Raw genomic sequence first — 26,956 nt, forward strand, 5'->3', positions numbered from 1 at the left:
GCACTCCGTCCTAGGGGCGTCGGTCTTGCGTGATCACAGTTCGTACGCGACGGGCGTCGGTTCGATTCGGAATTCCCGCTGGTTGGCGAGGACCGCGAGTTGCTCGCGAGCCTTGGCGACAACATCCAGGTCGAGGTCGTGTACACCCAGCCGTTGCTCCCCCGTGTACGACGCGACCACGCTACCGAAGGGATCTGAGATTTGGCTATGTCCTACGCCGGTCGGCGCTTTCGACGCGCGGAGCTCGTCGTCGGCGGGTTCGGCCTGCCCGACGGCAACGACGTAGGACGTCGAGTCGAGGGCACGTGCGGTGGCCAGTGTCCGCCACTGCTCGACCTTGCCGCGCCCGGCACCCCAGGACGCGGGTACGACGATCACCTCGGCCCCTTCTCGGGCGAGTGCGGTGAACAGTGCCGGGAAGCGGATGTCGTAGCAGGTGGCCAGACCGACGCGGACGCCGTCGACCGTCACGGTCCGCGCGACGTCTCCGGGTTCGACAGTGGCTGATTCCCGGAAGCCGAAGGCGTCGTACAGGTGGATCTTGTCGTAGCCGATGCGGGTGCCGTCGGGTGCTGCGACGAGCAGGGTGTTGGCGACCCGCCCGTCGTCGCCGGGGGTGAACATGCCCGCGATCACGGTCACCGAGTTCTCGCGCGCGATCTGCGAGACGCCCGTGGCCCACGGCCCGTCGAGGGACTGGGCGACCGGGCCCAGCGGCACCCCGAACCGGCACATCGTCGCCTCGGGGAACACGACGAGAACGGCTCCGTCGGCGGCGGCTGCGGCCGTGTGTTCGGCGACCAGACGCAGATTGTCGTCCGGGTCGGTACCGGAGGTGATCTGGGCCATCGCGATGCGCATGTGGCCAAACTACCCGCGCGGTGCGACGGTCTCCCAGGGCACGGTCAACAGATTGTCGACGACGCGGCGCCGCGGAATCGCGACGTCGACGCCGGCCGCACGCATCAGCGTGAGGGTCTGTGCCCAGCGTGCGCGTGGCCCGAACACCGTTTGACCGGCGGCGTTGTCCCAGCAGCGGTCGGCGGTGACGAGTAGCTCGTGGATGCGCTCACCCGGCACGTTCCGATGGATGAGCGCTTTGGGGAGCCGTTCGGCGAGGTCGGAGGGTCTCCCGGTGTGCGCGGGCGACCAGCACAGGGTCAGGGTGCGCGGCCCGTCGGCATCGAGTAGCACCCAAGCGCATCGACGGCCGATCTCGTCACAGGTGCCCTCGACGATCAGCCCGCCGAGAGCCACTTGCGTCATCATCTGCGACCACGCGGGGGCCACCTCGTGCTCGTCGTACTGTCGCAGGACGTTGAACGCGCGAACCAGTTGAGGCCGCACCCCGGCGAGCTCGAAACCGCCGAGTGCGAATCGCACGCCGTCGATCGGGGCGACGATGCGGTCGGGATCGATCTCGAGGCCGATCATCTGCAGGTCGGGTGCGACGGGCCGCAGTCGCCGGGCCATCTCGACGCAGGTGTCGGGGCGTGCGCCGTATCCGAGGTCCACGACGATCGGTCGCGCGACGGCGGCCAGCGCCGCGACGATCGACGGTTCGTGCGCCATCCACCGGTCGACGCGGCGCAGACGGTTGATGTTGGTGGTCCCCCGGGTCACCCGACCGTGAGGTCTCGGGGTGGGTGTCACGCGGTCAGAGGTTCTTGTCGATCCAGTCCTTGGAGTACTCGGCCTCCGCGCGGAACAGATCCACCAGGTTGACCAGCATGAGCTGCTCGAGTTTGCCGTTGACGAACGGGATGAAGACCTTGACCTCGGTGGTCTTGCGGATCGTGCAACCGGTCTCGGTGGGGAACAGTTCCTGCCAGCCCTGCAGATTACCGGGTCCCGCGGGTATCGACGCCGTGTAGTTGCCCTTGGTGTTGTCCGGGTCGAACGGCCCGAACGATTCCTCGCGGGTGATCACCATGTCCTTCATCAGAACGGTCTGGGCGATCGGGGGCAGCTGATCGCGGCCGATGTGCTGCTTGAGCACCACTTTCAGGCCGGTTTCATCGGACCGGAAGTCCTCCACCTCGCAGTGCGGCGAGATCATCTGGAAGCCCGCCATCATGTCATCCCAATACTGCCGGGTGCTCTGAGCTTCGTAGAGCTTCTCCACCGGATGTGCATAACGCGCGGAGTAGCTGAGACGTCGTGCCATGACGGCCAGGTTACGTCAGCGGTGATCGGCCTCCCAAGTCACCGTCTTCTCCCGTTCGTTGTCGAGCAGGTCCACGAGCTGCTCGATGACGGCGCTCTCGATCTTGCCGCCGACGAAGGGAATCCCCACCTTGGCGCTGCCCGTGTACTCGACGCCGGCCGGGTCACCGGAGACGACCAGGGCGCCCTCGACGTCGGCCGGGGCGCCCGACACCGAGGCGTGCATCGTGCCGTTGACCGCATCCGCAGCCCGGGTGAAGGTCATCGTGCGGGGGATCTCGAGGTCACCGGGGCGCACCTTGGTCACCACCGATGGCAGCCGGTCCTCGGGCACCCCCTGCAGCATTGTCACGGTCACCGTGGTGCCGTCCGATGCGAAGGATTCGAGCCTGCCGTGGCTGGAGTTGGTGGCCTCGAGCAGGTCGTGCCAGTACTGCTCGGTCGATACGACGTCCCAGTAACGGGCGGTTGAGAACGGATAGGACACCGAGTGCTGCAGCGGGCTCGCCATGGGATGAGAGATTACTCGACGCGCGTGCACACGGATCGGGTGCAAACACCGAACTCCGGCAAGTCGGTGGTGCGGTGCCGTCACGGGTTACCGTTGGCCCCGTGACCGAGACTTCGTTGCCGCCCGGCGTCCCACTGGCCGGGCTGACCACCCTGCGGGTCGGCGGCCCGGCACGGGCGCTGCTCCGCTGCGAGGACACCCGATCAGTCGTCGAGGAGATCCTCGCCGCCGACGCCGCCGCCGAGCCGGTCCTGATCATGGGCGGCGGCTCGAATCTCGTCATCGCCGATGCAGGCTTCGCCGGAACCGCCATCCGCATCGAGAGCGGCCGCATCGAGTTCGGGACCGGGCGCGAATCCGGTCGAGCCCACGTCACCGCCGACGCCGGGGTCGCCTGGGACGATCTGGTGGCCGCGACCGTCGAGGCCGGTTTCGGTGGGCTGGAATGTCTCTCCGGGATTCCCGGATCGACCGGTGCGACGCCGGTACAGAATGTCGGCGCCTACGGTGTCGAGGTCGCCGACGTCTTGCGCGAGGTCCAGGTGCTCGACCGTCGTTCGGGAACCCTGCGATGGGTGGCACCGGGTGAACTCGGTCTGGCCTACCGCACGTCGCGGCTCAAGCATCGCGACGAGATGGTCGTCGTCGCGGTGTCGTTCTGGCTCAACGACGATCGCGCCAGTCAGCCATTGCTGTATCGCGAGCTGTCCGCCACGATGGGGGTCGAGCCGGGCGGCCGCGCCGACGCCACGACGGTCCGAGAGGCGGTCCTGGCGCTGCGTGCGGGCAAGGGTATGGTGCTCGATCCCGACGACCACGACACCTGGAGTGCCGGTTCGTTTTTCACCAACCCGATCGTCGGAGCTGATGACGCACCGGCCATTCTCGACCGCATCGCCGCCCGCCTCGGCGCCGACGTCGCGGTCCCCACCTATCCGGCAGCCGATGGCGTCAAGTTCTCCGCCGGCTGGCTCATCGAACGCGCCGGCTACGCCAAGGGATACCCCGGCCCCGACGCCCCGGTCCGCCTGAGCACCAAACACACACTGGCCCTGACCAATCGCGGTGGCGCCACCACCGAAGAACTTCTCGCCCTGGCCCGCGACGTGCGCGACGGCGTCGCCGACACCTTCGGCATCGCCCTGCACCCGGAGCCGGTTCTGGTGAACTGCGCGCTGTAAACCGCGCCCGACGATCGACCCCGCTGGTCGAGGTGCCACGCCTCTGCGAGCCGCCTTTGTTACGCTGGTCGAGGAGCGAAGGAGCGATAGCGACGTAGCCTCGAGACCCGTTGCACCGATGGGTATCCGGGCCACCGTGATCCGAATCCAGCGTCGGCTCAGGAGGTCTCGAGGCTCGCCGCACGCGGCTCGCACCTCGACCAGCGGGGGAGGACGATGCATCGAAGGATGCTTAGCCCTTCCCACCCGGCGACCCTTCCCATCCCGGTGGTCGAGGTGCCGAGGAGCGTCAGCGACGAGCCTCGAGACCTCTTGTGCCAAACGGGTTTCCGGGACACAGGCGGCACCACACCTCGACCATCGGGTGGGGGTTGTCTCTATGGAGTTCTCAAACAACGGATGCGGTCCCGGCCAGGCCGGGTGCGGGAATCAGGCTGCTGTGTCGTCGAGCCGCATGGTGCGTCGGTGATAGGACGGCACTGGTTGTCGTTGCGGGTCGATGCTGGCGGGTGGGATGAGCCAGGGGTGTCGGTCGAATCCGATGATGATGTCCCAGCCGTGGTGGTGGACGTCGTCGTGGCAGCTGCTGCAGAGGAGGCAGCCGTTGTCGAGGTCGGTGGGCCCACCGTCGGCCCAGTGGTGCACGTGGTGTGCTTGGCAGCGTCCGGCGTGGGCACCGCATGTGATGCACCCGCGGTCCCGGACGAGTAAGGCTTTGCGTTGCCCGGGGGTGAAGAAGCGTTTCTCTTGACCAACACTGAGCGGTACCCCATTGGGGTCGAGCATGATCTTGGTGATCGTGGTGTCACACGACAACAACTTGGCGGTCGCTTCGGTGATCGCGCCCATGTTCTGCAGGTCCCCACCGAGTGCCGGGTTGTCGGCCGACCACGTCCACAACAACCCGTTGGTCGGTTTCGCCGAGAACGTGGTGTCGGCCAATCCTTGTGCCGCGAGTTCGACGATCGTCTCGAACGCGGCGGCACAGATCTGTTCGGGTGTCCGCGGATCCGGCGACCCATCCGGCTGCGGCTTGGGAGCCGACAAGGTTTCCATCAGGGTGCGGGTCTTTTCACCGGCGATGATGTCGAGGTTCGCCGAGATTTCCAGCCGTCCGTCGTCGGTGATGCGGTCGGTGTAGGAGTTGATTCTCTTGTCCTCGGCGGCCGGTAACCCGCCAGGTGTGTCGGCCGCCAACTCGTTACCCAGCTGCCGAGCGTAGAGGTTGATCTCGGCGGGGGTGAAACCAGTGAAATAGTGGGACAGCAGTTTCCGCAGGTATTCACACCGTTGAACGGTGTCCAAAGGTTCGGGGGAGCGGGCGTCGATGTGGGCCAGTCCGCGCACGATGGCGTCGGTGTGTTCGGAGGAGATGGACCCGTCGGCGGCATGCGCCAACAACAGGTCAATGTCGCTGGTGGCCGAGATTCGCACGTACCGACCTGCGACCGAGGGCGCGAAGCCCATGCTGATCAACAGTTCTCGGAGTCGGGTGGTTTTGTGGTCGGCCACGCCCAGTCGGTCCAGTTCGCCGGTGAGGGTGGTGGCGTGGTGATCGACCAGATTGCGGAGCAGGAGGACTTGCTTCATCGCACCGAAGGCTTGGGGCCCGGTCATCTCCGGATTCCACTGCAGGTCGCTGAGTTGGGTGACGATGGTAGCGAAAACTTCCGCGGCGTCAACATCTTTGACGTCAAGAATTGTGGTGATGTCGATCATGGGCCCCTCCCCGGTGGCTGATCGGTGTGAGGGGTCGAGTCTACCTCGCCAGGGTGTTCGACGCAAGGGGTGTTTTGGTGAATTCTGGTTGTGGACAACGTGTTTCGGCGCCGATTTTCTGTCGGTGGGGTGTGGTAGGGAGTCCGGGTTTCGTTTGCCTTGCTTCGATGTGGTTGGGAGGCCTGTTGTCTCGCCGGGTCTCGAGGCCCGGCGCCTGGGGCGCCGTGCACCTCGCACCATCGAGGAAAAGGCACTCGGCCATCGGGGAGGACGGGTTGCTCGACCATCGGGCAGCGCAGGTTACTTGAACCCCACCCCACCTACAGAAACCCGACCGCCCGCCGTCCCGTCCCCACCGACGGCGTAGGGTCGGTGCCGAGGCCGGTTCCCAGGAGTTCGGCGTAGATGTCGCGGAAGTCTGTGGTGGACTTGAGGTCTCCGTCGTCCAGGTCGGTCAGACTCGGTTCGTCACCGTAGAAGCCGCCGCGGACGGGGGCGCCGGCGACGAAGACCGGGCCCGCCGTTCCGTGGTCGGTGCCCTGAGAGGCGTTGGCGCGCACGCGACGACCGAACTCCGAGTAGGCCATGACGATGACGTCGCGGCCACGCGGGTCACCGGCCATCCGGGTGAGAAACGACGACAGGGCCGAGTCGACTTCACCGAGCAGATTCTGCTGTGTCTCGCGTTCGTCGGCGTGTGTGTCGAATCCGCCGATGCTCACCGAGTACACCTTGGTCGGCACTCCGGCGCTCACGCACCGGGCGACCGTATCGAGTTGTTCGGCAAGCGCTTTGCCCTGTGCGCCCGCCGACCCGGTCGTCCCCTTCGACGCCGCTCGGACCCCACGCAGCGCCGACGCCGCCTTGCTCTCGGCGGCGTAGGACGTGCAGACCATCTGCTCCGCGGGACTGTCCGGCGCCGACGGCGCTCCCAGTTGCGCCAACCGCGCGACGACCGGCGCAGCGAGCGGGCTGCCCGTGGGGTCGAGGGCAGCCGCCGTCGACTTCTCCCCGATCGACAGCATCGGCAGCACCGGCCCGATGTTGAGGGCGCGCAATGGATCATCGCCCGTCGCGTCGAGCCATCGTCCGATCCATCCACTCGGCACCGCCGACCCCGGCGACGCGGTCTGCCAGATGTCCATGGAGCGGAAATGGCTGTGGTCGGGCTGCGGGTACCCGACACCGCGCACGATCGCCAGGGTCCCGTCGCCCCACGCGTTATGCAGTCCCTTCATCTCCGGGTTCAGCCCAAGCGAGTCGTCGAGGTGCAGCACGTCCTGTGGGGCGTAGGCGAGTTCGGGTCGGTTGTCGTGGTAGGCGCTGTCCGCGTATGGGATCAGCGTATTGATGCCGTCGTTCCCGCCGTACATGGTGAGGATGACCAGTACGCCGTTGCCCACGACTCGTGGATGCTCCACGCTCGCCCGGTGCAGATCGTCCCAGGTGACGGTCGCAACCCCGCCAGCGGCGCCGAGTGCGGCCAGCACACCGGTGCCGACGAGGAATGTGCGGCGATTGACGTCGATGGTCTTCATGTGGTCCTGCCTCGGATCGCGCGAATGATGTTCAGACGGTCAGGTATTCGGGGCTGTTGAGGGCGATCGCGGTGAGCGTCACCGGATTCTTGACCGACCCCTGCATCACCTTCACGGTTCGGTCGGAGAATCGACCGACACCGAGCAGATGCGCTGCGGCGTCGATACGCTCGCCCGCGGCGGCGTCGTGGATGGTGGTGACCTGCGCGTCGCGTGCCAGTCGCGTCGCTGCGTTCCAGCGTGTTTCGGCGCCGGCGGTCGACAGCCACGCCTGCCCGGACGGCCAGCCCCCGACGTCGGGTGGGTAGAAGGGCTGCTGGCCCAGTGTCTTGAGAGTAGAGGTTGTTTGTTTGAGTTCGGCAGCACCGGTTTTCGGCTGTAACGCCCGGGTGGCGCCGATGAGCCACTGCACGGGGGAGGCCACTCCTGAGGAGTTACCGAGCTCGGGATCGGTGACGATCGCGGCGACCAGACCGCGCAGATCACGGTCGGCGCCGTACGCCGAGGTCAACCGGGTCAGCACAGCCGCCGACGGCGGAGTGTCCCCGGCCAGGTGCTGCCACACCCTGGTGGCGACGTAGCCGGCGGAAGTCGGGTGATCAAGTACGGCGTCGCAAAAGCTCGCGGCGTCCAGATCGCCGGTGACGCCCAGGACGGTCTTGGTGCCCGAATCATGCAGCGCCGGCTTGAGTATCGTGCCACCGCGGTTGTCCGGTCGCCACCCGGTCAGGGCCCGTGCACCCTCGCGGACGTCGGTCTCGGTGTACCCGTTGCCGTGTCCGAGGGCGAACAGTTCCATGAATTCGCGGGCGAGGTTCTCGTTCGCGGCGCCCTTGACGTTGCTGGCGCCGTCGAGCCAGCGCAGCATCGCCGCATCGGTCAGCATGGTGTAGGCCAGTGGACGGAATTGTCCGAGTCCCATCGTGCGCAGCTTCTCGTTCTGGGCGAGCATCTCCGCGGCAGAGCCGACCTTGGCGATCGACGTGGCGAAGTGGTTGTGCCACATAAAGGTCAGCTTCTCCCGTTCGGGAACCTCGGCGGCAATCATCCGATTCGTCCACCAGGTCACCAATTGCGCTGTCTGCGCCGAACGTTCGGATTGCACCTTCTTGCGCACCGTGGCCGACGCGGTGCGCGGCACGCGCGCCGGCATGCCGAAGTGCGGTGCCGGGGTGGCATCGACCCCAGGATCGAGCGCGGGAGTGGGCGTCAGCACACGCTGGAGGTAGGAGTCGATCCCCGAGGCCACCACGGCGTCGACCTGGGTTCCGGTCGCGCCGAACCCCAACCGCCGCACCACTCTCGCCGCCGCCATCCAATCGGCCGATTGCGTCATGGCTGCCAGTCTGGCCAACCCCGGTGCCGCCAACCAGGCCATGACGCCGGTCCTTCAGAGAGTCTTCAGCACGACCCTCGCAGATCCGGCATCCCACCCGGCGACCGGCGCACCGTCGGCCCTGTCGGGTCAACCTTCAGAAAGCCTTCAGTTGCCCCGTACTCCCCCGCCCTACGGTGGTCGCCATGTCAGACACCGAGAACCCGCAAGAACCAGGCCGACAACCGCACGACGCCACGCCCGACGAGCCCACCACCCAGTTCGGTACCGAACCGATGTCGCAGGGGGCGAACCCGACGACGCCGATGGCACCGATCCCGGGTCATCCCGGCCCGTACTCCGGCCCGCCACCCTCCGGACCGCCCCCTTCCGGCCCACCACCGTCGATGCCACCGCAGGGACCGGGCACTCCCGGTCCGGCACCCAAGCCGTCGTTCTGGCACAGTCAGCGCACCGCGCTGCTCACCGGGGTCGCTGCCCTCATCATCGGCGGTCTCATCGGCGGCGGTATCGGGTGGGCGATCGGACACGACGACTCGCACACACAGCCCGTCGCGGCCACCGCCCAGCACGGCAAGAAGACCCACCGTGAGGCCACCTCCGCGGCAAGCCGACGCGGGGTGACCGGCCAGATCACCGCGATCAACGGCCAGACCTGGACGGTGCAGACCCGCGGCGACAAGACGGTGACCGTCGACATCACCGGCGACACCCATTTCGGGACCGAGCGGAAGCCGCAGCAGCAGAACGACTTCGCCGTCGGCGATAGGGTCGTCGTCGCCGGAACCCGAAGTGGCGACACCGTCACCGCACGGATCGTCGCGAAGCGCCCGACCCCGGCCGGCTCCGCGACGCCACAGACCACTGGCGCACCGGCCCCGACCTCGGCGCAGCCGAGTTGATCGGGCACGGTGATCGATGATGACCGAGACGTGACCGCGGGCTGGCAGAATCAGCTGACATGAGCGCCACCGTCCTCGTCATCGAGGACTCGACCCCGATCCGTGTCGCGGTGGCTGCGGCACTGACCGAGGCCGGGCATCGGGTCCTCGCACGCCCCGACGGTTCGCGACTCGAACACGATCTGGCTCAGGCGCACCCCGACGCGGTGCTGCTCGACGTCATGCTGCCCGGTTCGGACGGTTTCACCCTGCTCGACGTGGTGCGGCGGCGCAGCGACGCCGGCATCATCATGGTGACCGCGCGCGACGCCGTCGCCGACCGACTGCACGGCCTCACCGAGGGCGCCGACGACTACGTGGTCAAGCCGTTCGAGATGGCGGAGTTGGTGGCGCGCGTCGGCGCGGTATTGCGCCGACGTGGCGGACGCACCGACATCCTTTATGTCGACGACCTCGAGATCGACCGCGACGGTGGGACCGCCACGCGCGCAGGTGAGCGAATCGCTCTGACACCCACCGAGTTCCGGGTGCTCACCTACCTCGCACAGCGGCGCGGCCGAGTGGTCACCAAGACCCAGATCCTCACCGGTGTCTGGGGTTACGACCACTACGACCCGAATCTCGTGGAGGTCAACGTCAGTGCGTTGCGCCGCAAGCTCGAGGCCCACGGTCCGCGTCTGTTGCACACCGAACGCGGCCGCGGCTACACCCTGCGCCCGTCATGACGACGATCCGCACCCGACTGTCCGGCAGCTCGTTGCGCAGCCGGGTGACGGCTCTGGCCGTCGTGGTGCTCGCGGTGTCGTTGGTCGCGCTGATCGCCATCGGCAGCGCATTGTTCGCCGTCGCGGGCCATCGTGCCGCCGGGGCGCTGCTCAGTGATCGGGCCACCCTCGCCCAGCAGTACGCCCGGACCTCACGTACCCCGGAGATCTTCCTGCAGCGCATCGAGGGCCGCTCGGTGCGGGCCCGACTCGAACTCGCCGACGGTGAGGTGTTCGGCCACCCGACCCGCGACGCGGTCGCCCGCCGCGCGATCACCCTCAAGGCGCCCAACTCCTCCTGGGCCGACGGCGCGACACTGACCCTCGCCATCGACGGCGATCTGCTCGGCGGGGTGCAGTCGCGTCTGCTGATCGGGATGGCGATCACCGGTTCGGGGGCGCTCGTCCTCACCGCGATGCTGCTGTGGTTCGGCATGCGTTTTGCGCTGGCGCCGTTGGACACCATGACCGATGTGGCGCGCTCGATCGCACGTGGCCGACGCGGTGAGCGCCTCGCCCCGACCCGGACCGACACCGAGTTGGGGCGTACCGCAGCGGCTTTCGACGACATGCTCGATTCCCTGGAGGGCGCCGAAGCCAATCAGCGGGCCGCTCAGCAGTCGGTCCGGCAGTTCGTGGCCGACGCGGCCCACGAGTTGCGCACCCCGGTCACCGGGGTGCAGGCGATCGCCGAGACCCTGCTGCAGATGGATGCCGACGCATCCGCCGACGACCGGGAACAGTTGCTGCTGTTGCTCGTTCAGGAGACCCGCCGCGCCGGACGACTCGTCGGCGACATGGTCGATATGGCCCGCATCGATGCCGGACTGGCGCTGCATCCCGAGGCGGTCGACCTCGTCGCCCTCGCCGAAGATCAGTGTCGGCGGGTGGCGATCCTGCATCCGGAGCTGACGGTCGTCGCCACCGGTGACGCCCCGCCGACACTCGCCGACCCCGGCCGGATCTCGCAGATCCTGGCCAACCTCATCGACAACGCCTGTCAGGCCACCCCGGCCGGCGGGCACGTCGAGGTGGCGGTCGCGCACGTACCCACCGAGTCCGGCGGGTGGGTGACCGTGACGGTCAGCGACACCGGACCGGGCGTCCCCGACGCCGACCGCGAGCGGATCTTCGATCGCATGGTGCGCCTGGATGATTCACGAGATCGACGCTCGGGCGGCGCCGGTCTGGGACTGGCGGTGGCGCGCGGGCTGGCCCGCGCCCACGGGGGCGAGGTGCGCCTGCTGCCGCGCACACCGGACGGCGCGACACAGGGTGCGGTGTTCCGCCTGGAGTTGCCGCTCAGACCGACGGGACGCGATCGGTCTGCGGGTTCGACTGCTCCGCATCCGCGATGACCGCCGCGAGGGTGTCGTCGACGACGGCCCCGGCCTCGATCGTCGACATGTGCCCCACCCCGTCGAGTACGACGAGATCACGCAGGGTTCCGTTGCGCCGCAACACCTCTGCCATCTGCTCGGCGTGTGAGGGCGGGGTCAGACGGTCGGCGCTGCCGACCACGATCGTCGTCGGGACCGTCAACGCGTCCAGCCCCGCGGTCACATCCAGCTTGCCCATCGCCGCACCCCAGCGGGCCCGTGCGCGCGGCGGGCAGCTCATGATCATGGTGTCCACGAACTCGACGTGCGAGGCGCGAGCGGTGGAGCCGAGCGCGATGTACTGCGACATCCGCGGCCCATACGAGCTGCGCGGCACGGGAAGTGGCGCCGAGGTGATGAGCTTGGTGACCGCGGGCGCGAACGGTTTGCTGTAGCGCGGCAGGTCGAGCGGGATGAGCAGGTGATTCTGCATGACCGCCTTGGCCGCGGTGGAGGCGAGGACCACCGCCGACACACGATCGGACACCTTGTGCGGGTACTGCGCCGCCCACGACATGATCGTCATGCCGCCCATGGAGTGGCCGATGAGGATCGCTCGGCGCCCGGGCGGGACGACGGCATCGAGGACGGCGTCGAGGTCCTGGCCGAGGGTCGCGACGGTGGGTCGTTTGCGGCCGAGTTCACTCGCTCCGTGTCCGCGCTGATCGTAGGTGATGACGGTGCGTTCACCGGCGAAGGCGTTGATCTGGGGATACCAGTAGGTGGTGTTGCACGTCCATCCGTGCACCGCGACGATGACGTCACCGGCGTCGTCGTCACCGCGAGCACCGGGACCGTAGGTGACCACGTTGAGCCGGGTGCCGTCGGCGGCGCGGACGGTTCTGGTGTCGCACGGGGCCGTCGGGGTGGCCAGCAGATCGTCGGGCCCGTCGTCGACGGCCGGATCGCCATGTAGTGCTTCGCGTACCAGTCCGGCACCGATGGTGCCCACCCCGACCCCGATCAGACCTGCACCGGCGGCGACGCCACCGATGGCCCACCCACGTCGACTCATGTGTCCACCCTCTCCTCAGGACACCGGCCGAGCGTGGCGATCAGGACGATCGCGGAGTCGGACGGTGTGTTCGCGGCGTGTCCACCGGCTCCTCGGTACCCGGCGTCGGGTCCTCGGACGTGTCGGGGGACACAGCATCCGATGTAACACTACCCGTTGTCATGTTCTGGGCGCCATCGCCTGCGGCCTCGGGATCGATGCCCGATGCGGGTCCATCGGCGACGTCGGCGCCGGGAACATCGGTGGCTGGGAAATCGGTGGCTGGGAAATCGGTGGCCGGAACATCGGTGTCGGCGACGTCGAAGTACGTCGACGCCTCGCCGATCGCCCGGGTGATCTCGTCGTCGAGCGCCTTGCGGAACGTGGTCTCCACGATCTCGTGGGCCATCGGCCGGACCGTCTGGATCAGTTCGGCCATCTTGCTGACCTTGGCCTCGCCGAGGGTCGGCAGGTTCTCGTTGAGGTACTTGTCGGTGATGATCGAGACGAAACTGCGGGCCGCATCCTCGAGATCGTCCTGCACTCGCACGAAGCGGTCGAGCAGCACGTCGATGTCGACGCCGCTCTTGACCAGCACCTCGGCACCCTCGAGGACCTCCGGGTTCTTGATCGCGTAGTGGGCGCCGTCCTTGACGAGCAGCCCGAGTTTCTGGCTGAGCGCGATGGAGCGCTCGCTGGCGTTGAGCGTCTTGCGCAGCTCGGTGAAGGTGATCGTGGCCGCGCGCTTGAAGTTGCGGAACCGCCCGCCCTTGGTGGGCGCGCCACGCAACACATGCTCGACCTTCATCCCGTAGTGGGCCGCGTGCAGGAGCTCACTGATGGTGGCAAAGGTGTATCCGCGTTCGAGCATCCGCGAGATGAGATTCAGGCGATTGAGGTGATCGTCGGAGTACCAGCCGGTGCGACCGCGGATCGTCGGCGGCGGCAGCAGCCCACGGTCCTGATAGACCCGGATGTTGCGGACGCTGACGCCGGACGCCTCTGCCAGGTCGTTGATCCGATACTCAGCCACGAATGACAGTGTATTCGCCGTGTGTCGTACGCCCGGCGACCCGCGCCCGACGACTCGTGTCTCCCGTCGGTCATCCGGCAAAGAGCGCTCTTGTCATCCGGCCAGCAGCACGACGCCGGTCGCCACCAGCACACCCACCTTGACGACCTCGGCGGCCACATAGATCAGGTGCGCGTGACTGCTTGGGCCGTCGACGTCTCCGGCGGCGAGCACCTCGTCGGAGCGACGGTTCAAAGCGGGCCGGATGCCGACGAGTTGGACCGCCAGCACCACCACCGCAACCACGGCGAGGATGCCCGCGGGTTGCCCCACCCAGCCCCCGGCGACCGCGCACACGATCAGCGCGAGCGCCGCCGCTGTCTCGACGGCGTTGAGCGCACGGAACACCAACCGCCCGATCCCCAGACCGAGCGGGATGGTGATGCCCGGAGCACGGAACTTCAGTGGCGCCTCCAGGAACGAGATCGCGAGCACCATGCCCAACCAGACGAAGGTGACCGCGGTCGCCACCGCGTACGACGCACTCATCGAGAGGTGCCGGTGCGCAACAATTCCGGCCCGAAGGTCTCGAAGTGGATGTGTTCTGACGGCACATTCCGGTCGAGCAGCTGGGTGCGAATCGAGTCGAGGAATCCGGTGGGGCCGCACAGCATGGCGTGGACGCCGTCGGCGAGATCGATACCGTCCAACGACATCCGGCCGGTGCGCACCGCGTCGGACACCAGATGGTCGGCACCGTGCTGATACCACTGGTACAGCCGTGCCGAATCGATCTGCTCGACGAGGGCGCCGAGTTGCCCACGATGAGGCTGGCCGGCCCGCGAGTGGTCGGCGTGCAGGACCGTCACCGGGCGGTCGGTTCCGGACTCGGCGAGTGCGGTCAGCAGCCCGATCACCGGTGTGCACCCGATACCCGCCGATGCCAGCAGCAACGGCGAATCATCCTCGGGCAGAACGAGATCACCGAACGGCATCGAAACGTGCACGGAGTCGCCCTCGAAGACGTTCTCGTGCAGATACGCCGACACCTCGCCGGCGAGTTTGACGCTGATCCGCCACTCGGCGCGCGCTTGCGGCGTGCCGATCAGGCTGTACTGGCGGATCTGATGCGCGCCGTCGGCCAGCGGCACCTGCACCGAGATGTACTGCCCGGGAGAGAATGCCGGAAGATCCGCGCCGTCGGACGCGGCCAGGGTGAACGACACCGCGTCCGGGGCCACCTGATCGCGTCGGGTCACGACGAGATCGCGCCACACCGCACCCGGTTCGACGCCGGCCGCGGCGTACAGGTCGGCTTCTTCGCGGATCAGCACATCGGCCATCTCCCAATACAATTCGTCCCACGCATTGGCGACCTCCGGGGTCACCGCGGCACCGAGCACCTCGACGATCGCGGCAAACAGGTGCTCGTGGACGATCGAATACTGATCGCGGGTGACCCCGAGGGACGCATGCTTGTGCGCGATGCGGTCGATGATGAAGCGCTGGCGCCGCAGATCGGGTTCGAGTTGCAGCTTGGCGAAGGCCGCGATCGACCCGGCCAACGCCATCGGCTGTTCACCGGACCGCTGATGGGTGCGGTTGAACATGTCGTCGAGCAACGTCGGGTGAGCTACGAACATCCGCGCGTAGAAGTTCGGGGTGATCTCCCCGAGTGCGCCGTCGACAGCGGGCAGGGTGGCCGCGATGACCTCGCGAGTGGGCGTGGTGAGCACAATGATTCCGATCTGATCCGTTCCGTCCGACGACGGAATCGTTTGTTGCCGAACCTATTCGGCTTGACTGTGGGGTTCGACCTGAGGGGGTTCGGCCCGAGGGGGTTCGGCCCGACTGTGGGACGTCGCCTCGGCGCGACGCGGGATGTCGAGGGAGAGCAGGACCGCTCCGGTGGGGTCGGTCACGAGGTCCCCGACGGTCACGTCGTCGAGGCTGTCGAAGAAGGCACGGCGGGCGGCGGCGAGCGCACCTCGCAACCGGCACGCCCGGCGCAGTGGGCACGGCGTTTCACCGTCACAGTCAACGACCTCCCCGTCACCTTCGAGACTGGCCGCGAGCCAACCGATTCGGGCCGTGCGGCCCAGCTCGGTGATCACCAGCCCACCGGAGCGACCCCGCCGTGAGTGGACGACGCCGAGTTCGGCGAGACGGCCGGTCACCTTGGTGACGTGCGTATAGGGCACGGCCATCTCCTCGGCGAGGACCCGAGTGGTCATCGACCCGCCCGAGACGGCCAGGCGCATCACCACGCGCAAGCCGATGTCGGTGAAGCGGGTCAGTTGCATGTGATCATCAGATCATAATTTGCATCTGTGATGCATATTAAATGCCTGTGGCGCTCGTCACTCGTCGGTGCGGACCGTCGCCCGGCGTCGTGGCATACGAGAACCGCCCGCGACCGTCACGAGGACGGTCGCGGGCGGTTGGCGAAACCTGCGCGGCGCAAACGGGTGCGCGGACCCGGGTTCAGCTCACCGGATCTTGCGGAACCAATGCTTGTTCTGGATGGAGTCGACGCGCGGCCGGACGTCGACGAGGTACACGATCAGCGCGACGACGCCGATGAGGTAGAACAGCGTCGGCGCCTGGAACAGCCAGATGAACAGGGTCGCGAGGGCCAGCAACGACACCCAGAGCACCTTGCTCTGCTTGTCGACCGCAGGGAAGGCGTCTTTGCGCTGCATGGACGCGTGGACGAGGGCGACGATGGCCGCGACACCGGCGACCACGGTCAGCACCCACAACACGAGGTTCTGACCTGCGGCGAGGACGTTGACGAAATTCACGCAACCACTCTAGCTTTCCCTGTCGGTTTTGTCGGACGCGCGCGAGCTCAGGAGCGCGTCGACTTGCGTGCGGACGTCTTCTTCGCTGGGGTCTTCTTGGCGGCGGTGGTTTTTGTTGCGGTGGTCTTCTTGGCGGCGGTGGTCTTCTTGGCTGCCGCAGTCTTCTTGGCTGCCGTCTTCTTCGCCGGGGTGGTCTTGGCGGGAGCTTTCTTCGCAGCGGTCTTCTTCGCAGCGGCCTTCTTGGCCGTAGCTTTCTTGGCCGCCGTCTTCGTGGCCGCCGTCTTCTTCGCAGGGCTCTTCGTGGCCGCTGTCTTCTTCGCCGCCGTCTTCTTCGCGGGCGCCTTCGCGACGACGGCAGCCTTCTTCGCCTCGGCTTCCTTGGCCGCAACCTTGACCGGTGCGGCCCGCTTCGCCGGCGCCGTCTTCTTCGCCGGCGCCGTCTTCTTTGCCGGCCCAGCCTTCTTCGCCGCGGGCAGCGCCTTGGTGGCCGAACCCTTTGCGCGAGCGGCTTTCTTGGCGGTTCGCCGCGAGGTCAGTTGTCCCACACCGGTTCCGCGGGCGGCTTGGCCGCTGATCAGTTTGGTCTGCGTCGCGAGGGTGCCCAGCGCGTCTTCGGTGAGGGCGACGGCGTCGTTGTAGACCTTCTCCAGTTTCGGGAGGTTCTCACCGACGAGAGGTTGGGCCTTGAGTCGGTCGACGACCTCTTCGGTGCGTTCGGACAGCGATGCCAGCAGCGCGGCCGCAACCGCGAGGTAGGCGTCGGCGACCTTGCGCAGTTCTTCCGGGGAGAATCGCGCGCGTAGTTCTTCGATCTCGGCGGGCAGTTCGACGGGCAGGGAGGCGAGTTTGCTCTTGGCCTCCTCGAACGTCGCCAGCGCGGCGGCCAGCGTCTCGTCGAGGGTGGACTGCGCGGAATCGACTCGCTCGGCGACGCGTTCGGTGAGATCCTCACGCGACTCGGTGATCCGCTCCTGGGCGGACTCGATGCTCTCGGCGATCTTGGTCTGGGCCTGCTCGGTGGCGGCCTCACCGCGCTCACGAAAATCGTTGAGCAGGGCCGACACTTGACCCAACGCTGTCGACAACGGGTTGTCCGGCATGATCGGAACTCCTCGATTCGCTTGTGCGGGTGGTGAATCGACCGCCCGAGTCACCCAGTGGTCACTCGTCGGGGATCGGCTCGTCGGTGGCGTTCTCCTTGCGGAAGGACTCGTAGATCTCGAGCAGCATCTGCTTCTGGCGTTCGCTGATCGAATCGTCGGCGATCAACGCATCGCGCACCGGGCTGGCCGGACGTTCTTCGAGGATCCCGGCCCGAACGTACAGCACCTCGGCCGACACCCGCAGGCCCTTGGCGATCTGCGCCAACACATCTGCCGAGGGTTTGCGGAGTCCGCGCTCGATCTGGCTGAGGTAGGGATTGCTGACGCCGGCCCGTTCGGCCAACTGCCGCAACGACACCTCTGCGGCCATTCGCTGGGATCGGATGAACCCACCGATGTCCTGTGCCGCGGTTGCGACCGCATCCGAGGCCACCGCGGTGACTGCGGTGACGGCTTCCACGGTGTGTCCGACGCCGCCGGTGTCGCGGTCGTCCTCGTCGGGGCTCGACGCGTCGTCGACGGGATCGTCGCCGTCCGAGCGGTGCTCGTCGGACGTGCTCTGGTGGGGCCTCTTCGCTGTCATGTCACCTCCCGTGGCTCGCCGAGCCCAGTATCGACCCCAGTGCTAACACGTGCAAGCACAGTGCATGCAGCGCGGCGCGGCGTCGTGGCCCTCGCTCGGGACCGGTCAGGGGAAGATGAGCACCGAGATCGTGTAGATCGCCAGTCCCGCCAGTGATCCGACGACGGTGCCGTTGATGCGGATGAACTGCAGGTCGCGCCCCACCTGGAGTTCGATCTTGCGGCTGGTGTCCTCGGCGTCCCAGCCGCGCACGGTCTCGGTGATGACGGAGATGATCTCTCTCGAATAGTTGGTGGCAACGTGATTGGCGACACGTGCGACCCACCAGTTCATCTTCTCCTGCAGTGGCCGGTCGTCGCGGATCCGCTCGCCGAGGTTGATCGCGGCGTCGGTCAGGGTGTTGCGCAACGTGCTGTTCGGGTCGGCGAGCATCTGCTCGATGACGGCCTTGCCGGTGTTCCAGGCGGTCGATGCCGCGCCGGCCACCTCCTCGCTGCCCACGAGTTCGCGTTTGATGTTCTCGAATCGGGCGACCATCTCCGGGTCGTTCTGCAGGTCGTCGGCGAACTGCTCGACGAATTCGTGCATCGACCGACGCATCTCGTGATCCGGGTCGGCACGGACCTTGTAGGTGAAGTCGACGAGTTCGCGGTAGATCCGATCGCCCATCAGGTTGGTCACGAACTTCGGTTTCCAGGCCGGTCCGACGTCGCTCTCCACCACCCGGTCGATGAGGTCCTGGCTGCCCAGCGCCCAGTCGTGGGCGCGGTCGCACAGGAGTTGGAAGACCGGCTCGAGACGGTCCTCGGCGATCAGCTGGTGCAGGATGCGGCCGATCGGCGGCGCCCACTCGGGTTCGGCCGCCCACCGCAGGGTGGCCTGGATGAACTGCTCGATGTCCTCGTCGCGCAACATCTCTGACGCGAGCTTGATGGCGCGGGCAGCCTCGTCGGACACCCGTGGGGCGTTGTTCGGATCGGCCAGCCAGGTCGCAACGCGACGCGGCAGATCCAACTGCTCGACGCGCTGCACGATCACCTCGGGCGTCATGAAGTTCTCTTCGATGAAGCCGCCGAGCTGATCGCCGATGTCGTCCTTCTTCTTGCGAATCAGGGCGGTGTGCGGGATCGGGATGCCCAGCGGGTGCCGGAACAGCGCCGTCACCGCGAACCAGTCGGCCAGCGCGCCGACCATGCCGGCCTCCGACGCCGCACGCACATAGCCGACCCATGCGGCGACGTCGGCGCCGTCGCGGTGTTCGAGGTAGCGGGTGAACAGGTAGATCACTGCAGCGACCACGAGGAAGCTGGTTGCCAGCAGTTTCATCTTGCGCAGGTCGCGGCGGCGGCGTTCGTCGGACGCGAAACCGCCCGAGGAGAACCCGGGCGCACTTGCCGACGCGGCCCGATGCCTGCCGGTACCGGAAACGTCCGTAGTCACAGTTGACACCCATCCATTTCTACCCGCCGGCAGCGACTACGCTGGCCGGGTGATCGCAAATCGTCCCAGTCCGGCCGCGGCGGCGCGCGCCGCGGTGTCGGCGGCGACGAACGTGACCCGCGGAATCGAGCAGGCGCTGCTGGGCGGGTCGGTCGAGGAACGCGTCAAACCCGACGGTCGTCGGCAACGCTGGGAAAACCACAAACGGGAGCGCCGCACCGAGCTGACCGACGGCACGATGGCCGCCGTCCGTGAACTCGGCGCCGACGTCGGGATGGACGAGATCGCCCGGCACATCGGCGTTTCCAAGACAGTGTTGTACCGCTACTTCACCGACAAGAACGATCTCGGGGTTGCCACGACGGTGCGGTTCTTCGAGACCACCCTGATGCCGCGGCTGATCGAGACCATCACCGACGAGGTCGACGAGTACACCCTGACCCGCACCGTGATCAGCGTCTACGTCCGTGCCGTCGCCGACGAACCCGCGTTGTACCGGTTCGCGTTGTCGGCGTCGCCGAGTTCGTCGGTGACCTCGGCGGAGTCGGAGAAGCTGGTGGCGCAGTTGCTCACGTCGACCATCGTGATGCGGCTGGCTGAACGCGACGGTGATTCGGCGGGCGCCCAGGTGTGGGCGTACACCCTCGTCGGCGGTATCCAGCGTGCCGTCGATTGGTGGATGGGCGAACGATCCATCGGCGTCGACGATCTCATCGACTATCTGACGATGATGGTATGGAGTTCGATCGTCGGGGTCGCCGCGGTGAACGGTTCCCGTACCGCATTCATGGCCGATCCCCCACCGCTGCCCGATCACGAATGGACCGAAGGACATCGGGACAACCACGAGCGCGGTTCGGCCGACGACGAGGCCCCACTCCGGTGAGTCGGGTGGCATTGGTGACCGGCGCCAGTCGCGGTGTCGGTCTCGGGGTTGCCACCGCACTTCTCGACGCCGGCTGGACCGTCTACACCACCGCGCGCAGTGGGCGCGGACCCGACGGAGCCCGGGTGATCACCTGTGATCACACCGACGACGCGGCCGTCGGCGAGGTTTTCGAGACGATCGACGACGCCGAGGGCCACCTCGATCTGCTGGTCAACAACGTGTGGGCGGCACCGCGCGGGTTCGGCGGATTCAGCGAACCGTTCTGGCAGCGGCCGGTGAGCGACTGGGATTCGTTGATCGGGGTCGGACTGCGCGCCCATTACGTGGCGTCAGTGCACGCCGGCCGGATCATGGTGGCCGCCGGGTCGGGTCTCATCATCAACATCTCGTCGTTCGGGACACGCGGTCACCTGCACTCGGTGCTCTACGGCATGAGCAAGGCGGCACTGGACAAGATGGTCGCCGACATGGCCGTCGAACTGCAGGGCACCGGCGTTCACGCGGTGTCGTTGTGGTTGGGCCTGATCCGCACCGAGTTGCTGCTCTCCCTCGGCGTCGAGGAGTTCGCGGGCTTCTCGTTACAGCGCGCCGAGGACCCCGAGTTCGTCGGTCGGGTCATCGCGGCGCTCACCGACGACCCGGCGCTGGCCGACCTGACCGGACACACCCTCATCAGCGCGGAATACGGGCGCGAACACGGAATCGTCAACAATGATGGCGCGCAGCCCGATTCGCATCGCCAAGCTTTCGGCGGCGGACCACTCTACCCGCCGACCTGACCCGCGGCCCTGGTCGTGTTGGGTACCCTCTGGATCACACGACGAGGAGGTTGCATCATGGGCAAGCGCGGCGGAGGTTCGACGAAGGGCTGGGCACAAGAACCGATCGACGCATTGCGCGTGGGGACTGTCGGCCCGATCGCCGATTTCGCCCCGGACAGCACACCGGGTTTCGACGGCGACCGTCGCCTCGGCGAGGAGTTGCTCACCGAACGCGGTGAGATCCTCGCAAGCCTGCAGGAGTTGCTCTTCGCCAACGGCAGAGCCGGCGACCACCGCTCGGTGCTGCTGGTCCTACAAGGTATGGACACCGCGGGCAAGGGCGGGATCGTGCGACACGTCGGTGGCCTGCTCGACCCACAAGGTCTGAGCATCAAGGGATTCGGCAAGCCCACACCCGAGGAGCTCTCCCACGACTTCCTGTGGCGCATCCGCAAGGCACTGCCTCCGGCCGGACGCATCGGCATCTTCGACCGCTCCCACTACGAGGATGTCCTGCCCGTGCGCGTGCATTCCCTGGTACCGCAATCGGAGTGGGAAGCACGCTACGACATCATCAATCGATTCGAGCACGAACTCGTCGACGCCGGCACGACGGTGGTGAAATGCGCTCTGGTGGTGTCGAAGGACGAGCAGAAGGCTCGACTGGCCGAACGCCTCGACCGTCCCGACAAGTACTGGAAGTACAACCCGGGCGACCTCGACGAGCGCGCCTACTGGGACGACTACCTCGAGGCCTACCAAGCCATCTTCGACCGCTGCGACTCCGACGCCACCCCGTGGTATCTCATCCCCGCCAATCGGAAATGGTTCTCCCGCCTGGCAATCTGCGAACTACTCATCGATGCCCTGTCAGGTCTCGACCTCGATTGGCCCGCCGCCGATTTCGACGTCGCCGCCGAGAAGAAACGTCTGGCCGCCCTCCCCGACTGACCTCCCTCTCGAAGGCCGAGTACCTCTCCCGATGGTCGTGGTGTCCCCCTCCCGATGGTCGTGGTGCCTTCCACCGATGACCGAGTGCCCTTCCCCCGCTGGTCAAGGCGCCTTCCACCGATGACCGAGTACCGTTCCCCGTTGGTCGAGGTGCGAGCCGCGTGCGGCGAGCCTCGAGACCCGGTGAGACAACAAGCCTCCCAACCACATCGACAGCAAGACAAACGAAACCCGGACTCCCTACCACACCCCACCGACAGAAAATGAGCGCCGAAACACGTTGTCCACAACCAGAATTCACCAAAACACCCCTTGCGTCGAACACCCTGGCGAGGTAGACTCGACCCATCACACCGATCAGCCACCGGGGAGGGGCCCATGATCGACACCACCACAATTCTTGACGTCAAAGATGTTGACGCCGCGGAAGTTTTCGCTACCATCGTCACCCAACTCAGCGACCTGCAATGGAACCCGGACATGACCGGACCCCAAGCCTTCGGTGCGATGAAACAAGTCCTCCTGCTCCGCAATCTGGTCGATCACCACGCCACCACCCTCACCGGCGAACTGGACCGACTGGGCGTGGCCGACCACAAAACCACCCGACTCCGAGAACTGTTGATCAGCATGGGCTTCGCGCCCTCGGTCGCAGGTCGGTACGTGCGAATCTCGGCCACCAGCGACATTGACCTGTTGTTGGCGCATGCCGCCGACGGGTCCATCTCCTCCGAACACACCGACGCCATCGTGCGCGGACTGGCCCACATCGACACCCGCTCCCCCGAACCTCTCGACACCGTCCAACGGTGTGAATACCTGCGGAAACTGCTGTCCCACTACTTCGCTGGCTTCACCCCCGCCGAGATCAACCTCTACGCGCGGCAGCTGGGTAACGAGTTGGCGGCCGACACACCTGGCGGGTTACCGGCCGCCGAAGACAAGAGAATCAACTCCTACACCGACCGCATCACCGACGACGGACGGCTGGAAATCTCGGCGAACCTCGACATCATCGCCGGTGAAAAGACCCGCACCCTGATGGAAACCTTGTCGGCTCCCAAACCTCAACCCGACGGGTCGCCCGACCCCCGCACCCCGGAACAAATCTGTGCCGCCGCGTTCGAGACGATCGTCGAACTCGCGGCACAAGGATTGGCCGACACCACGTTCTCCGCGAAACCCACCAACGGACTGTTGTGGACCTGGTCGGCCGACAACCCGGCCCTCGGCGGGGACCTGCAGAACATGGGAGCCATCACCGAAGCGACCGCCAAGTTGTTGTCGTGCGACACCACGATCACCAAGATCATCCTCAACCCCAATGGGGTACCGCTCAGTGTTGGTCAAGAGAAACGCTTCTTCACCCCCGGCCAACGCAAAGCACTACTCGTCCGGGATCGCGGATGCATCACATGCGGTGCCCACGCCGGACGCTGCCAAGCACACCACGTGCACCACTGGGCCGATGGCGGTCCCACCGACCTCGACAACGGCTGCCTGCTCTGCACCAGCTGCCACGACGACGTCCACCACCACGGCTGGGACATCATCATGGGATACGACCGACACCCCTGGCTGGTCCCACCCGCCAGCATCGACCCGAAACGACAACCCGTACCGTCCTATCACCGACGCACCATGCCACTCGACGACACCGCAGCCTGACCTACCCTGCCCCACAACCTGAATCCCCGCACCCGGCCGGCCGGGACCGCATCCGTTGTTTGAGAACTCCATAGAGACAACCCCCACCCGATGGTCGAGGTGTGGTGCCGCCTGTGGCCCGGAAACCCGTCAGCACAAGAGGTCTCGAGGCTCGTCGCTAACGCTCCTCGGCACCTCGACCACCGGGGATGGGAAGGACCGTCGGGTGGGAAGGGTCGCCGGGTGGGAAGGGCGGAGCATCCTTCGAATCATCGTCTTCCCCCGATGGTCGAGGTGCGAGCCGCGTGCGGCGAGCCTCGAGACCGCCTGAGCGGTCGCTGGAACTGGACCACCGTGCCCCGGAATCCTTTCACCACAACAGGTCTCGAGGCTCGTCGCTGGCGCTCCTCGGCACCTCGACCACCGGGCGGGAAGGGCTGGAGCATTCCCGCGCGGGGTGGGACGGCAATCCGGGAGGGACCGGTCCCCCCGATGGTCGAGGTGTGAGCCGCGTGCGGCGAGCCTCGAGACCAACTGAGCCAGAGCTGGATTCGTGCAACTTCGCCCGGATATCAAACGGCACAGAGATGCCAGACTCACAAGTCACTGAGCGCTACGCCGGCGATCCTCAACTCCTCGATGCCCGTCGGGTCCGGACGCTGACTCTCGACGACGCAGCACACCGTGGGACACGAGCCCGACGACGATGGCCCAGAAGGCGCCGCTGATCCCCCAGAACGTCACGCCGGCGGCAGCGGTGACGAACGTCAGACCCGATGCGATCCGAAATTCGTTGTGGGTGAACGCACCAAGTAAAGCGTTGGCGAACGTTGCCAGCAATGCGAGCCCGGCCACCGACTCCAGCAACCCCTGCGGCGCAATCGCGGTGATGGTGACCAGCGCTCCGGAAGCCACCGCCAGCACCAGATAGCTGATGCCGCCGGACACCCCGGCGATCCATCGCCGGGTTCGGTCGGCGCCCGCCTCCTCTCCTGCGGCCAGCGCCGCCGACAAGGCAGCCAGGTTGATGGCGTGCCCACCGAACGGCGCGCCGACGACCGTACCGATCCCGGTCACGAACATAGCCGGACGCCAAGGGGTGTCGTATCCGAACGACTTCAACACCGCCACGCCGGGAACATTCTGCGACGCCATCGTCACCACATAGAGCGGGATGGCCAACCCGACGATCGCCGACACATCGAATCTCGGAGTGGTCCAGGTGATCTGCGGCCACCACTGCGTCGTCACACCCGCGCCGATACCGTGCACGCCCACATAGATGCCGATCACGACGAGGGCGGTCACCAACGCCAGGGGCAACGCCCAGCGGGTCAGCCACCTCGTCGCAACCAGCCACACCACGAGAATCGGCAGCGTCAACAGCGGCTGCGCTGCAAGCGATTTCATGGGCGCAAGACACAGCGTCAGCAAGACCCCGGCCAGCATCGCCTGTGCGATCGGAGTTGGTATCCGGCCGATCAGATCACCCAACGCCGGGATCAGCCCCGTCGCCAGGATCAGGATTCCGACGACGAGGAAAGCCCCGACCGCAGCCCGCCAGCCGGCGTGATAGTCCGCGCCCGCCGCCACCAGCATCGCCGCTCCCGGAGTCGACCAGGCCAGGGTGATCGGCTTACGCGTGGCCACACACAAAACGATGATCCCGACGGCGAACGTCACGGTGAGAGCAAGCAGACCCGACGCCGCCTGTCCGGGATCGGCGCCGACCGCACGCAACCCGGCGACCACCACGACGAACGACGACGTGAAGCCGACGAGCGCGGTGATGATTCCCGCGGTGATCGGTTCGCTGATCGACGATGCCGGAGAGGTGGTCATCGGGCCACCATAGCGCTATCGTTCTGTTTATGGAACACCCGGGGAGACCTGCGATCGGCGCGCGCATCACCGCCGCCCGCGAGCGACGCGGCATGAGCCTGTCGGCGTTGGCCCGCGCCGCCGGCATCGGCAAGGGATCTCTGTCCGAACTCGAATCCGGCAGGCGCAACCCGACTCTCGACACTCTCTACGCCGTCGCCGGCCCGCTCGGGGTACCGCTGACCGCGTTACTCGGCGAGGACTCGGGCACCGAGGGCTCGGGCCCGCACCTCTCGGCGCGACTTCTGCACGTCGAACACCATCCCGGCGGTGCCACCACCGAAGTGTTCTGGCTTGCGGTTCATCCGGGCGGCACCACGATCTCCCCCGCCCACGGACCCGGCGTCGTCGAACACATCCGGGTGGTGCGCGGACACGTCACCGCCGGCCCGATCGGAGCCGAGAAGACCGCCGGCCCAGGCCACTCCCTGCAGTGGGTGTCCGATTCCGACCACAGCTACCGAAGCGACGACGGCGCGCTGGCGGTGCTGACCATCGACTCGCCCGAGCCGCCCGACACCCCCGATACACGACCACCCGACAGACAACGACCCCCACGGCCGAAGCCGTAGGGGTCGTTGAGAATTCGGTTCAGTCCGGATCAGCTCAGCTGGTCGCCCGGCCGGGAGCCTTCTTGGCCGGGGCCTTCTTCGCCGGAGCCTTCTTGGCGGCGGCGATCTTCTTGGCGGGCGAGTCGTTGGCGGTGCGCGCCTTGCCCTCCACGGTGCCTGCCGCCCCGTCGATCTTGGATGCGGCGGTCGCGGCCTGCGCCTTGACGGTCTCGCCGGCCTCGGTGAGAGCCTCGGCGGCCTCGTCGAGCTTCTCGCCGGCCTCGAGTGCAGCCTCGTCGACCTTGTCGCCGATGGCATCGGCTGCGTCGTCGAGCGCGTCGCCTGCCTCACCGACGCGGGCTCCGACCAGACCGGCGATCTTGGCGGCCTGCTCGCCGACCGAGCGGGTCTGGGTCGACACGACCCCGAGGGCATCCTCGGTGAGATCGACGGCGTCGTTGTAGGTCTTCTCGGCGCGGGTCAGACCCTCCTGGACCAGCGGCTGCTGGCGCAGGCGCTCGAGGGTCTCCTCGCCGCGCTCGGCGAGCGAGTTGTAGAAGGTGGTGGCCAGCTCGACGTAGGGCTCGGCGACCTTGCGCAGCTCTTCGGGATTCAGCTTGGCACGCAGCTCATCGATACTCGGGACCTCGTCGGGCAGGTTGTTCAGCCGACTCTTGGTCTCCTCGAAGCGGGTGCTCGCGGTCTCGGTGGCGGTTTCGGTCCGCTCGCGCAGCTGCGCGACGGCATCGGTCACCTGTGCGATGGCCAGATCGCCCGCGCCGACGACTGCGTAGAAGGGGTTTGCCAGGGTTCGTTCGGCGGTGCTCATTGCGGCCTCCTTGGT

At 67.0% G+C, this 26,956-nt stretch carries 27 protein-coding genes; 9 read left to right on the forward strand and 18 right to left on the reverse strand.

The genetic code is table 11. The features are described 5' to 3' along the window. Nucleotides 1-33: 33 nt before the first annotated feature. Genes QNM97_RS18965 through QNM97_RS18980 form a run of 4 tightly spaced genes read right to left on the reverse strand, consistent with a single transcriptional unit; the run spans nucleotide 34 to nucleotide 2,677 of the window. Nucleotides 34-861, reverse strand: coding sequence for a carbon-nitrogen hydrolase family protein (locus QNM97_RS18965; RefSeq protein ID WP_283819830.1), 828 nt, complete (start codon nucleotides 859-861; stop codon nucleotides 34-36). 9 nt (nucleotides 862-870) lie between these two features. Then, nucleotides 871-1,623, reverse strand: a complete 753-nt coding sequence (locus QNM97_RS18970) for a class I SAM-dependent methyltransferase (RefSeq protein ID WP_283819831.1) — start codon at nucleotides 1,621-1,623, stop codon at nucleotides 871-873. 34 nt (nucleotides 1,624-1,657) lie between these two features. Beyond that, a complete protein-coding gene (locus QNM97_RS18975) occupies nucleotides 1,658-2,167 on the reverse strand; it encodes a DUF2505 domain-containing protein (RefSeq protein ID WP_208794324.1) in 510 nt (169 codons plus the stop codon). Nucleotides 2,168-2,182: 15 nt separating this feature from the next. Next, complete coding sequence (locus QNM97_RS18980) at nucleotides 2,183-2,677, reverse strand: DUF2505 domain-containing protein (protein ID WP_208794322.1); 495 nt, start codon at nucleotides 2,675-2,677, stop codon at nucleotides 2,183-2,185. 101 nt (nucleotides 2,678-2,778) lie between these two features. Between QNM97_RS18980 and QNM97_RS18985 the strand changes: the two genes are divergently transcribed. Then, nucleotides 2,779-3,858: a UDP-N-acetylmuramate dehydrogenase gene (locus tag QNM97_RS18985; protein ID WP_283819832.1), complete on the forward strand. Its 1,080-nt coding sequence runs from the start codon at nucleotides 2,779-2,781 to the stop codon at nucleotides 3,856-3,858. Between the two features lie 429 nt (nucleotides 3,859-4,287). Here QNM97_RS18985 and QNM97_RS18990 read toward each other — a convergent pair whose 3' ends face one another. From QNM97_RS18990 to QNM97_RS19000, 3 genes are all read right to left on the reverse strand, one after another. Then, the gene (locus tag QNM97_RS18990; protein WP_283819833.1) at nucleotides 4,288-5,577 is read right to left on the reverse strand and encodes an HNH endonuclease; all 1,290 of its coding nucleotides are present in this window, start codon (nucleotides 5,575-5,577) and stop codon (nucleotides 4,288-4,290) included. Between the two features lie 320 nt (nucleotides 5,578-5,897). After that, entirely contained in the window at nucleotides 5,898-7,115 is a 1,218-nt protein-coding gene (locus QNM97_RS18995; protein ID WP_283819834.1) for a DUF1501 domain-containing protein, read from the reverse strand. Between the two features lie 31 nt (nucleotides 7,116-7,146). Next, nucleotides 7,147-8,451: a DUF1800 domain-containing protein gene (locus tag QNM97_RS19000; RefSeq protein WP_283819835.1), complete on the reverse strand. Its 1,305-nt coding sequence runs from the start codon at nucleotides 8,449-8,451 to the stop codon at nucleotides 7,147-7,149. Nucleotides 8,452-8,636: 185 nt separating this feature from the next. On the opposite strand from QNM97_RS19000, the gene QNM97_RS19005 reads away from it, so the two are divergent. From QNM97_RS19005 to QNM97_RS19015, 3 genes are read left to right on the forward strand one after another with little or no spacing between them, the layout of a single operon-like run. Next, nucleotides 8,637-9,353, forward strand: a complete 717-nt coding sequence (locus tag QNM97_RS19005) for a DUF5666 domain-containing protein (RefSeq protein WP_283819836.1) — start codon at nucleotides 8,637-8,639, stop codon at nucleotides 9,351-9,353. Between the two features lie 59 nt (nucleotides 9,354-9,412). Beyond that, nucleotides 9,413-10,078, forward strand: coding sequence for a response regulator transcription factor (locus tag QNM97_RS19010; RefSeq protein ID WP_283819837.1), 666 nt, complete (start codon nucleotides 9,413-9,415; stop codon nucleotides 10,076-10,078). Then, nucleotides 10,075-11,475 carry a sensor histidine kinase gene (locus QNM97_RS19015; RefSeq protein ID WP_283819838.1) on the forward strand — a complete coding sequence of 467 codons (1,401 nt, stop codon included), beginning with the start codon at nucleotides 10,075-10,077 and terminating at the stop codon, nucleotides 11,473-11,475. The genes QNM97_RS19010 and QNM97_RS19015 overlap by 4 nt, the downstream gene beginning before the upstream one ends. Here the strand turns inward: QNM97_RS19015 and QNM97_RS19020 are convergent. The 9 genes from QNM97_RS19020 to QNM97_RS19060 form a co-directional block, all read right to left on the reverse strand. After that, nucleotides 11,420-12,511, reverse strand: a complete 1,092-nt coding sequence (locus tag QNM97_RS19020) for an alpha/beta fold hydrolase (RefSeq protein ID WP_283819839.1) — start codon at nucleotides 12,509-12,511, stop codon at nucleotides 11,420-11,422. The two genes, QNM97_RS19015 and QNM97_RS19020, sit on opposite strands and share 56 nt — an antisense overlap. Before the next feature lie 40 nt (nucleotides 12,512-12,551). Further along, nucleotides 12,552-13,523: a MerR family transcriptional regulator gene (locus QNM97_RS19025; protein ID WP_283819840.1), complete on the reverse strand. Its 972-nt coding sequence runs from the start codon at nucleotides 13,521-13,523 to the stop codon at nucleotides 12,552-12,554. A 93-nt stretch (nucleotides 13,524-13,616) separates the two neighbouring features. After that, nucleotides 13,617-14,051, reverse strand: a complete 435-nt coding sequence (locus QNM97_RS19030) for a hypothetical protein (protein ID WP_283819841.1) — start codon at nucleotides 14,049-14,051, stop codon at nucleotides 13,617-13,619. Further along, nucleotides 14,048-15,238 (reverse strand): globin domain-containing protein, encoded by a 1,191-nt coding sequence (locus QNM97_RS19035; protein ID WP_283819842.1) that lies wholly within the window; start codon nucleotides 15,236-15,238, stop codon nucleotides 14,048-14,050. The genes QNM97_RS19030 and QNM97_RS19035 overlap by 4 nt, the downstream gene beginning before the upstream one ends. Nucleotides 15,239-15,292: 54 nt before the next feature. Continuing rightward, nucleotides 15,293-15,805 carry an RrF2 family transcriptional regulator gene (locus tag QNM97_RS19040; RefSeq protein ID WP_283819843.1) on the reverse strand — a complete coding sequence of 171 codons (513 nt, stop codon included), beginning with the start codon at nucleotides 15,803-15,805 and terminating at the stop codon, nucleotides 15,293-15,295. Between the two features lie 186 nt (nucleotides 15,806-15,991). After that, nucleotides 15,992-16,306 (reverse strand): DUF2516 family protein, encoded by a 315-nt coding sequence (locus QNM97_RS19045; protein WP_208794299.1) that lies wholly within the window; start codon nucleotides 16,304-16,306, stop codon nucleotides 15,992-15,994. Between the two features lie 47 nt (nucleotides 16,307-16,353). Continuing rightward, entirely contained in the window at nucleotides 16,354-17,406 is a 1,053-nt protein-coding gene (locus QNM97_RS19050; RefSeq protein WP_283819844.1) for an ATP synthase subunit B family protein, read from the reverse strand. Between the two features lie 61 nt (nucleotides 17,407-17,467). Continuing rightward, nucleotides 17,468-17,992: a helix-turn-helix domain-containing protein gene (locus tag QNM97_RS19055; protein WP_280118976.1), complete on the reverse strand. Its 525-nt coding sequence runs from the start codon at nucleotides 17,990-17,992 to the stop codon at nucleotides 17,468-17,470. 105 nt (nucleotides 17,993-18,097) lie between these two features. After that, the gene (locus QNM97_RS19060) at nucleotides 18,098-19,432 is read right to left on the reverse strand and encodes a DUF445 domain-containing protein (protein WP_283819845.1); all 1,335 of its coding nucleotides are present in this window, start codon (nucleotides 19,430-19,432) and stop codon (nucleotides 18,098-18,100) included. A 52-nt stretch (nucleotides 19,433-19,484) separates the two neighbouring features. Between QNM97_RS19060 and QNM97_RS19065 the strand changes: the two genes are divergently transcribed. The 4 genes from QNM97_RS19065 to QNM97_RS19080 all read left to right on the forward strand — a co-directional run bounded on the left by QNM97_RS19065 (nucleotide 19,485) and on the right by QNM97_RS19080 (nucleotide 23,701). Then, nucleotides 19,485-20,318 carry a TetR/AcrR family transcriptional regulator gene (locus QNM97_RS19065; RefSeq protein ID WP_283823252.1) on the forward strand — a complete coding sequence of 278 codons (834 nt, stop codon included), beginning with the start codon at nucleotides 19,485-19,487 and terminating at the stop codon, nucleotides 20,316-20,318. Further along, the gene (locus QNM97_RS19070; RefSeq protein ID WP_283819846.1) at nucleotides 20,315-21,100 is read left to right on the forward strand and encodes an SDR family NAD(P)-dependent oxidoreductase; all 786 of its coding nucleotides are present in this window, start codon (nucleotides 20,315-20,317) and stop codon (nucleotides 21,098-21,100) included. The genes QNM97_RS19065 and QNM97_RS19070 overlap by 4 nt, the downstream gene beginning before the upstream one ends. A 57-nt stretch (nucleotides 21,101-21,157) precedes the next feature. Further along, nucleotides 21,158-22,033 (forward strand): polyphosphate kinase 2 family protein, encoded by an 876-nt coding sequence (locus tag QNM97_RS19075; protein WP_283819847.1) that lies wholly within the window; start codon nucleotides 21,158-21,160, stop codon nucleotides 22,031-22,033. Between the two features lie 378 nt (nucleotides 22,034-22,411). Continuing rightward, nucleotides 22,412-23,701 (forward strand): HNH endonuclease, encoded by a 1,290-nt coding sequence (locus tag QNM97_RS19080; RefSeq protein WP_283819848.1) that lies wholly within the window; start codon nucleotides 22,412-22,414, stop codon nucleotides 23,699-23,701. Between the two features lie 582 nt (nucleotides 23,702-24,283). Here QNM97_RS19080 and QNM97_RS19085 read toward each other — a convergent pair. Next, entirely contained in the window at nucleotides 24,284-25,522 is a 1,239-nt protein-coding gene (locus QNM97_RS19085; RefSeq protein ID WP_283819849.1) for a benzoate/H(+) symporter BenE family transporter, read from the reverse strand. Between the two features lie 29 nt (nucleotides 25,523-25,551). On the opposite strand from QNM97_RS19085, the gene QNM97_RS19090 reads away from it, so the two are divergent. Then, a complete protein-coding gene (locus tag QNM97_RS19090; protein ID WP_283819850.1) occupies nucleotides 25,552-26,133 on the forward strand; it encodes a helix-turn-helix domain-containing protein in 582 nt (193 codons plus the stop codon). Between the two features lie 34 nt (nucleotides 26,134-26,167). Here the strand turns inward: QNM97_RS19090 and QNM97_RS19095 are convergent, their stop codons facing one another. Continuing rightward, the gene (locus QNM97_RS19095; RefSeq protein WP_283819851.1) at nucleotides 26,168-26,941 is read right to left on the reverse strand and encodes a heparin-binding hemagglutinin; all 774 of its coding nucleotides are present in this window, start codon (nucleotides 26,939-26,941) and stop codon (nucleotides 26,168-26,170) included. Nucleotides 26,942-26,956: the final 15 nt, after the last annotated feature.

Source organism: Gordonia sp. L191 (genome assembly GCF_030077625.1).
GTDB lineage: Bacteria > Actinomycetota > Actinomycetes > Mycobacteriales > Mycobacteriaceae > Gordonia > Gordonia polyisoprenivorans_A.

What these genes read in the sequence shown, in the direction of transcription:
- QNM97_RS19015 (WP_283819838.1), top strand. Translation starts at nt 10,075, where the DNA reads ATGACGACGATCCGCACCCGACTGTCCGGCAGCTCGTTGCGCAGCCGG.
- QNM97_RS19020 (WP_283819839.1), bottom strand. Translation starts at nt 12,511, where the DNA reads ATGAGTCGACGTGGGTGGGCCATCGGTGGCGTCGCCGCCGGTGCAGGT.
- QNM97_RS18990 (WP_283819833.1), bottom strand. Translation starts at nt 5,577, where the DNA reads ATGATCGACATCACCACAATTCTTGACGTCAAAGATGTTGACGCCGCG.
- QNM97_RS19040 (WP_283819843.1), bottom strand. Translation starts at nt 15,805, where the DNA reads ATGCAACTGACCCGCTTCACCGACATCGGCTTGCGCGTGGTGATGCGC.
- QNM97_RS19095 (WP_283819851.1), bottom strand. Translation starts at nt 26,941, where the DNA reads ATGAGCACCGCCGAACGAACCCTGGCAAACCCCTTCTACGCAGTCGTC.
- QNM97_RS18965 (WP_283819830.1), bottom strand. Translation starts at nt 861, where the DNA reads ATGCGCATCGCGATGGCCCAGATCACCTCCGGTACCGACCCGGACGAC.
- QNM97_RS19055 (WP_280118976.1), bottom strand. Translation starts at nt 17,992, where the DNA reads ATGACAGCGAAGAGGCCCCACCAGAGCACGTCCGACGAGCACCGCTCG.
- QNM97_RS19010 (WP_283819837.1), top strand. Translation starts at nt 9,413, where the DNA reads ATGAGCGCCACCGTCCTCGTCATCGAGGACTCGACCCCGATCCGTGTC.
- QNM97_RS19075 (WP_283819847.1), top strand. Translation starts at nt 21,158, where the DNA reads ATGGGCAAGCGCGGCGGAGGTTCGACGAAGGGCTGGGCACAAGAACCG.
- QNM97_RS19030 (WP_283819841.1), bottom strand. Translation starts at nt 14,051, where the DNA reads ATGAGTGCGTCGTACGCGGTGGCGACCGCGGTCACCTTCGTCTGGTTG.
- QNM97_RS19090 (WP_283819850.1), top strand. Translation starts at nt 25,552, where the DNA reads ATGGAACACCCGGGGAGACCTGCGATCGGCGCGCGCATCACCGCCGCC.
- QNM97_RS18980 (WP_208794322.1), bottom strand. Translation starts at nt 2,677, where the DNA reads ATGGCGAGCCCGCTGCAGCACTCGGTGTCCTATCCGTTCTCAACCGCC.
- QNM97_RS19005 (WP_283819836.1), top strand. Translation starts at nt 8,637, where the DNA reads ATGTCAGACACCGAGAACCCGCAAGAACCAGGCCGACAACCGCACGAC.
- QNM97_RS19085 (WP_283819849.1), bottom strand. Translation starts at nt 25,522, where the DNA reads ATGACCACCTCTCCGGCATCGTCGATCAGCGAACCGATCACCGCGGGA.
- QNM97_RS18995 (WP_283819834.1), bottom strand. Translation starts at nt 7,115, where the DNA reads ATGAAGACCATCGACGTCAATCGCCGCACATTCCTCGTCGGCACCGGT.
- QNM97_RS19050 (WP_283819844.1), bottom strand. Translation starts at nt 17,406, where the DNA reads ATGCCGGACAACCCGTTGTCGACAGCGTTGGGTCAAGTGTCGGCCCTG.
- QNM97_RS19000 (WP_283819835.1), bottom strand. Translation starts at nt 8,451, where the DNA reads ATGACGCAATCGGCCGATTGGATGGCGGCGGCGAGAGTGGTGCGGCGG.
- QNM97_RS19080 (WP_283819848.1), top strand. Translation starts at nt 22,412, where the DNA reads ATGATCGACACCACCACAATTCTTGACGTCAAAGATGTTGACGCCGCG.
- QNM97_RS18975 (WP_208794324.1), bottom strand. Translation starts at nt 2,167, where the DNA reads ATGGCACGACGTCTCAGCTACTCCGCGCGTTATGCACATCCGGTGGAG.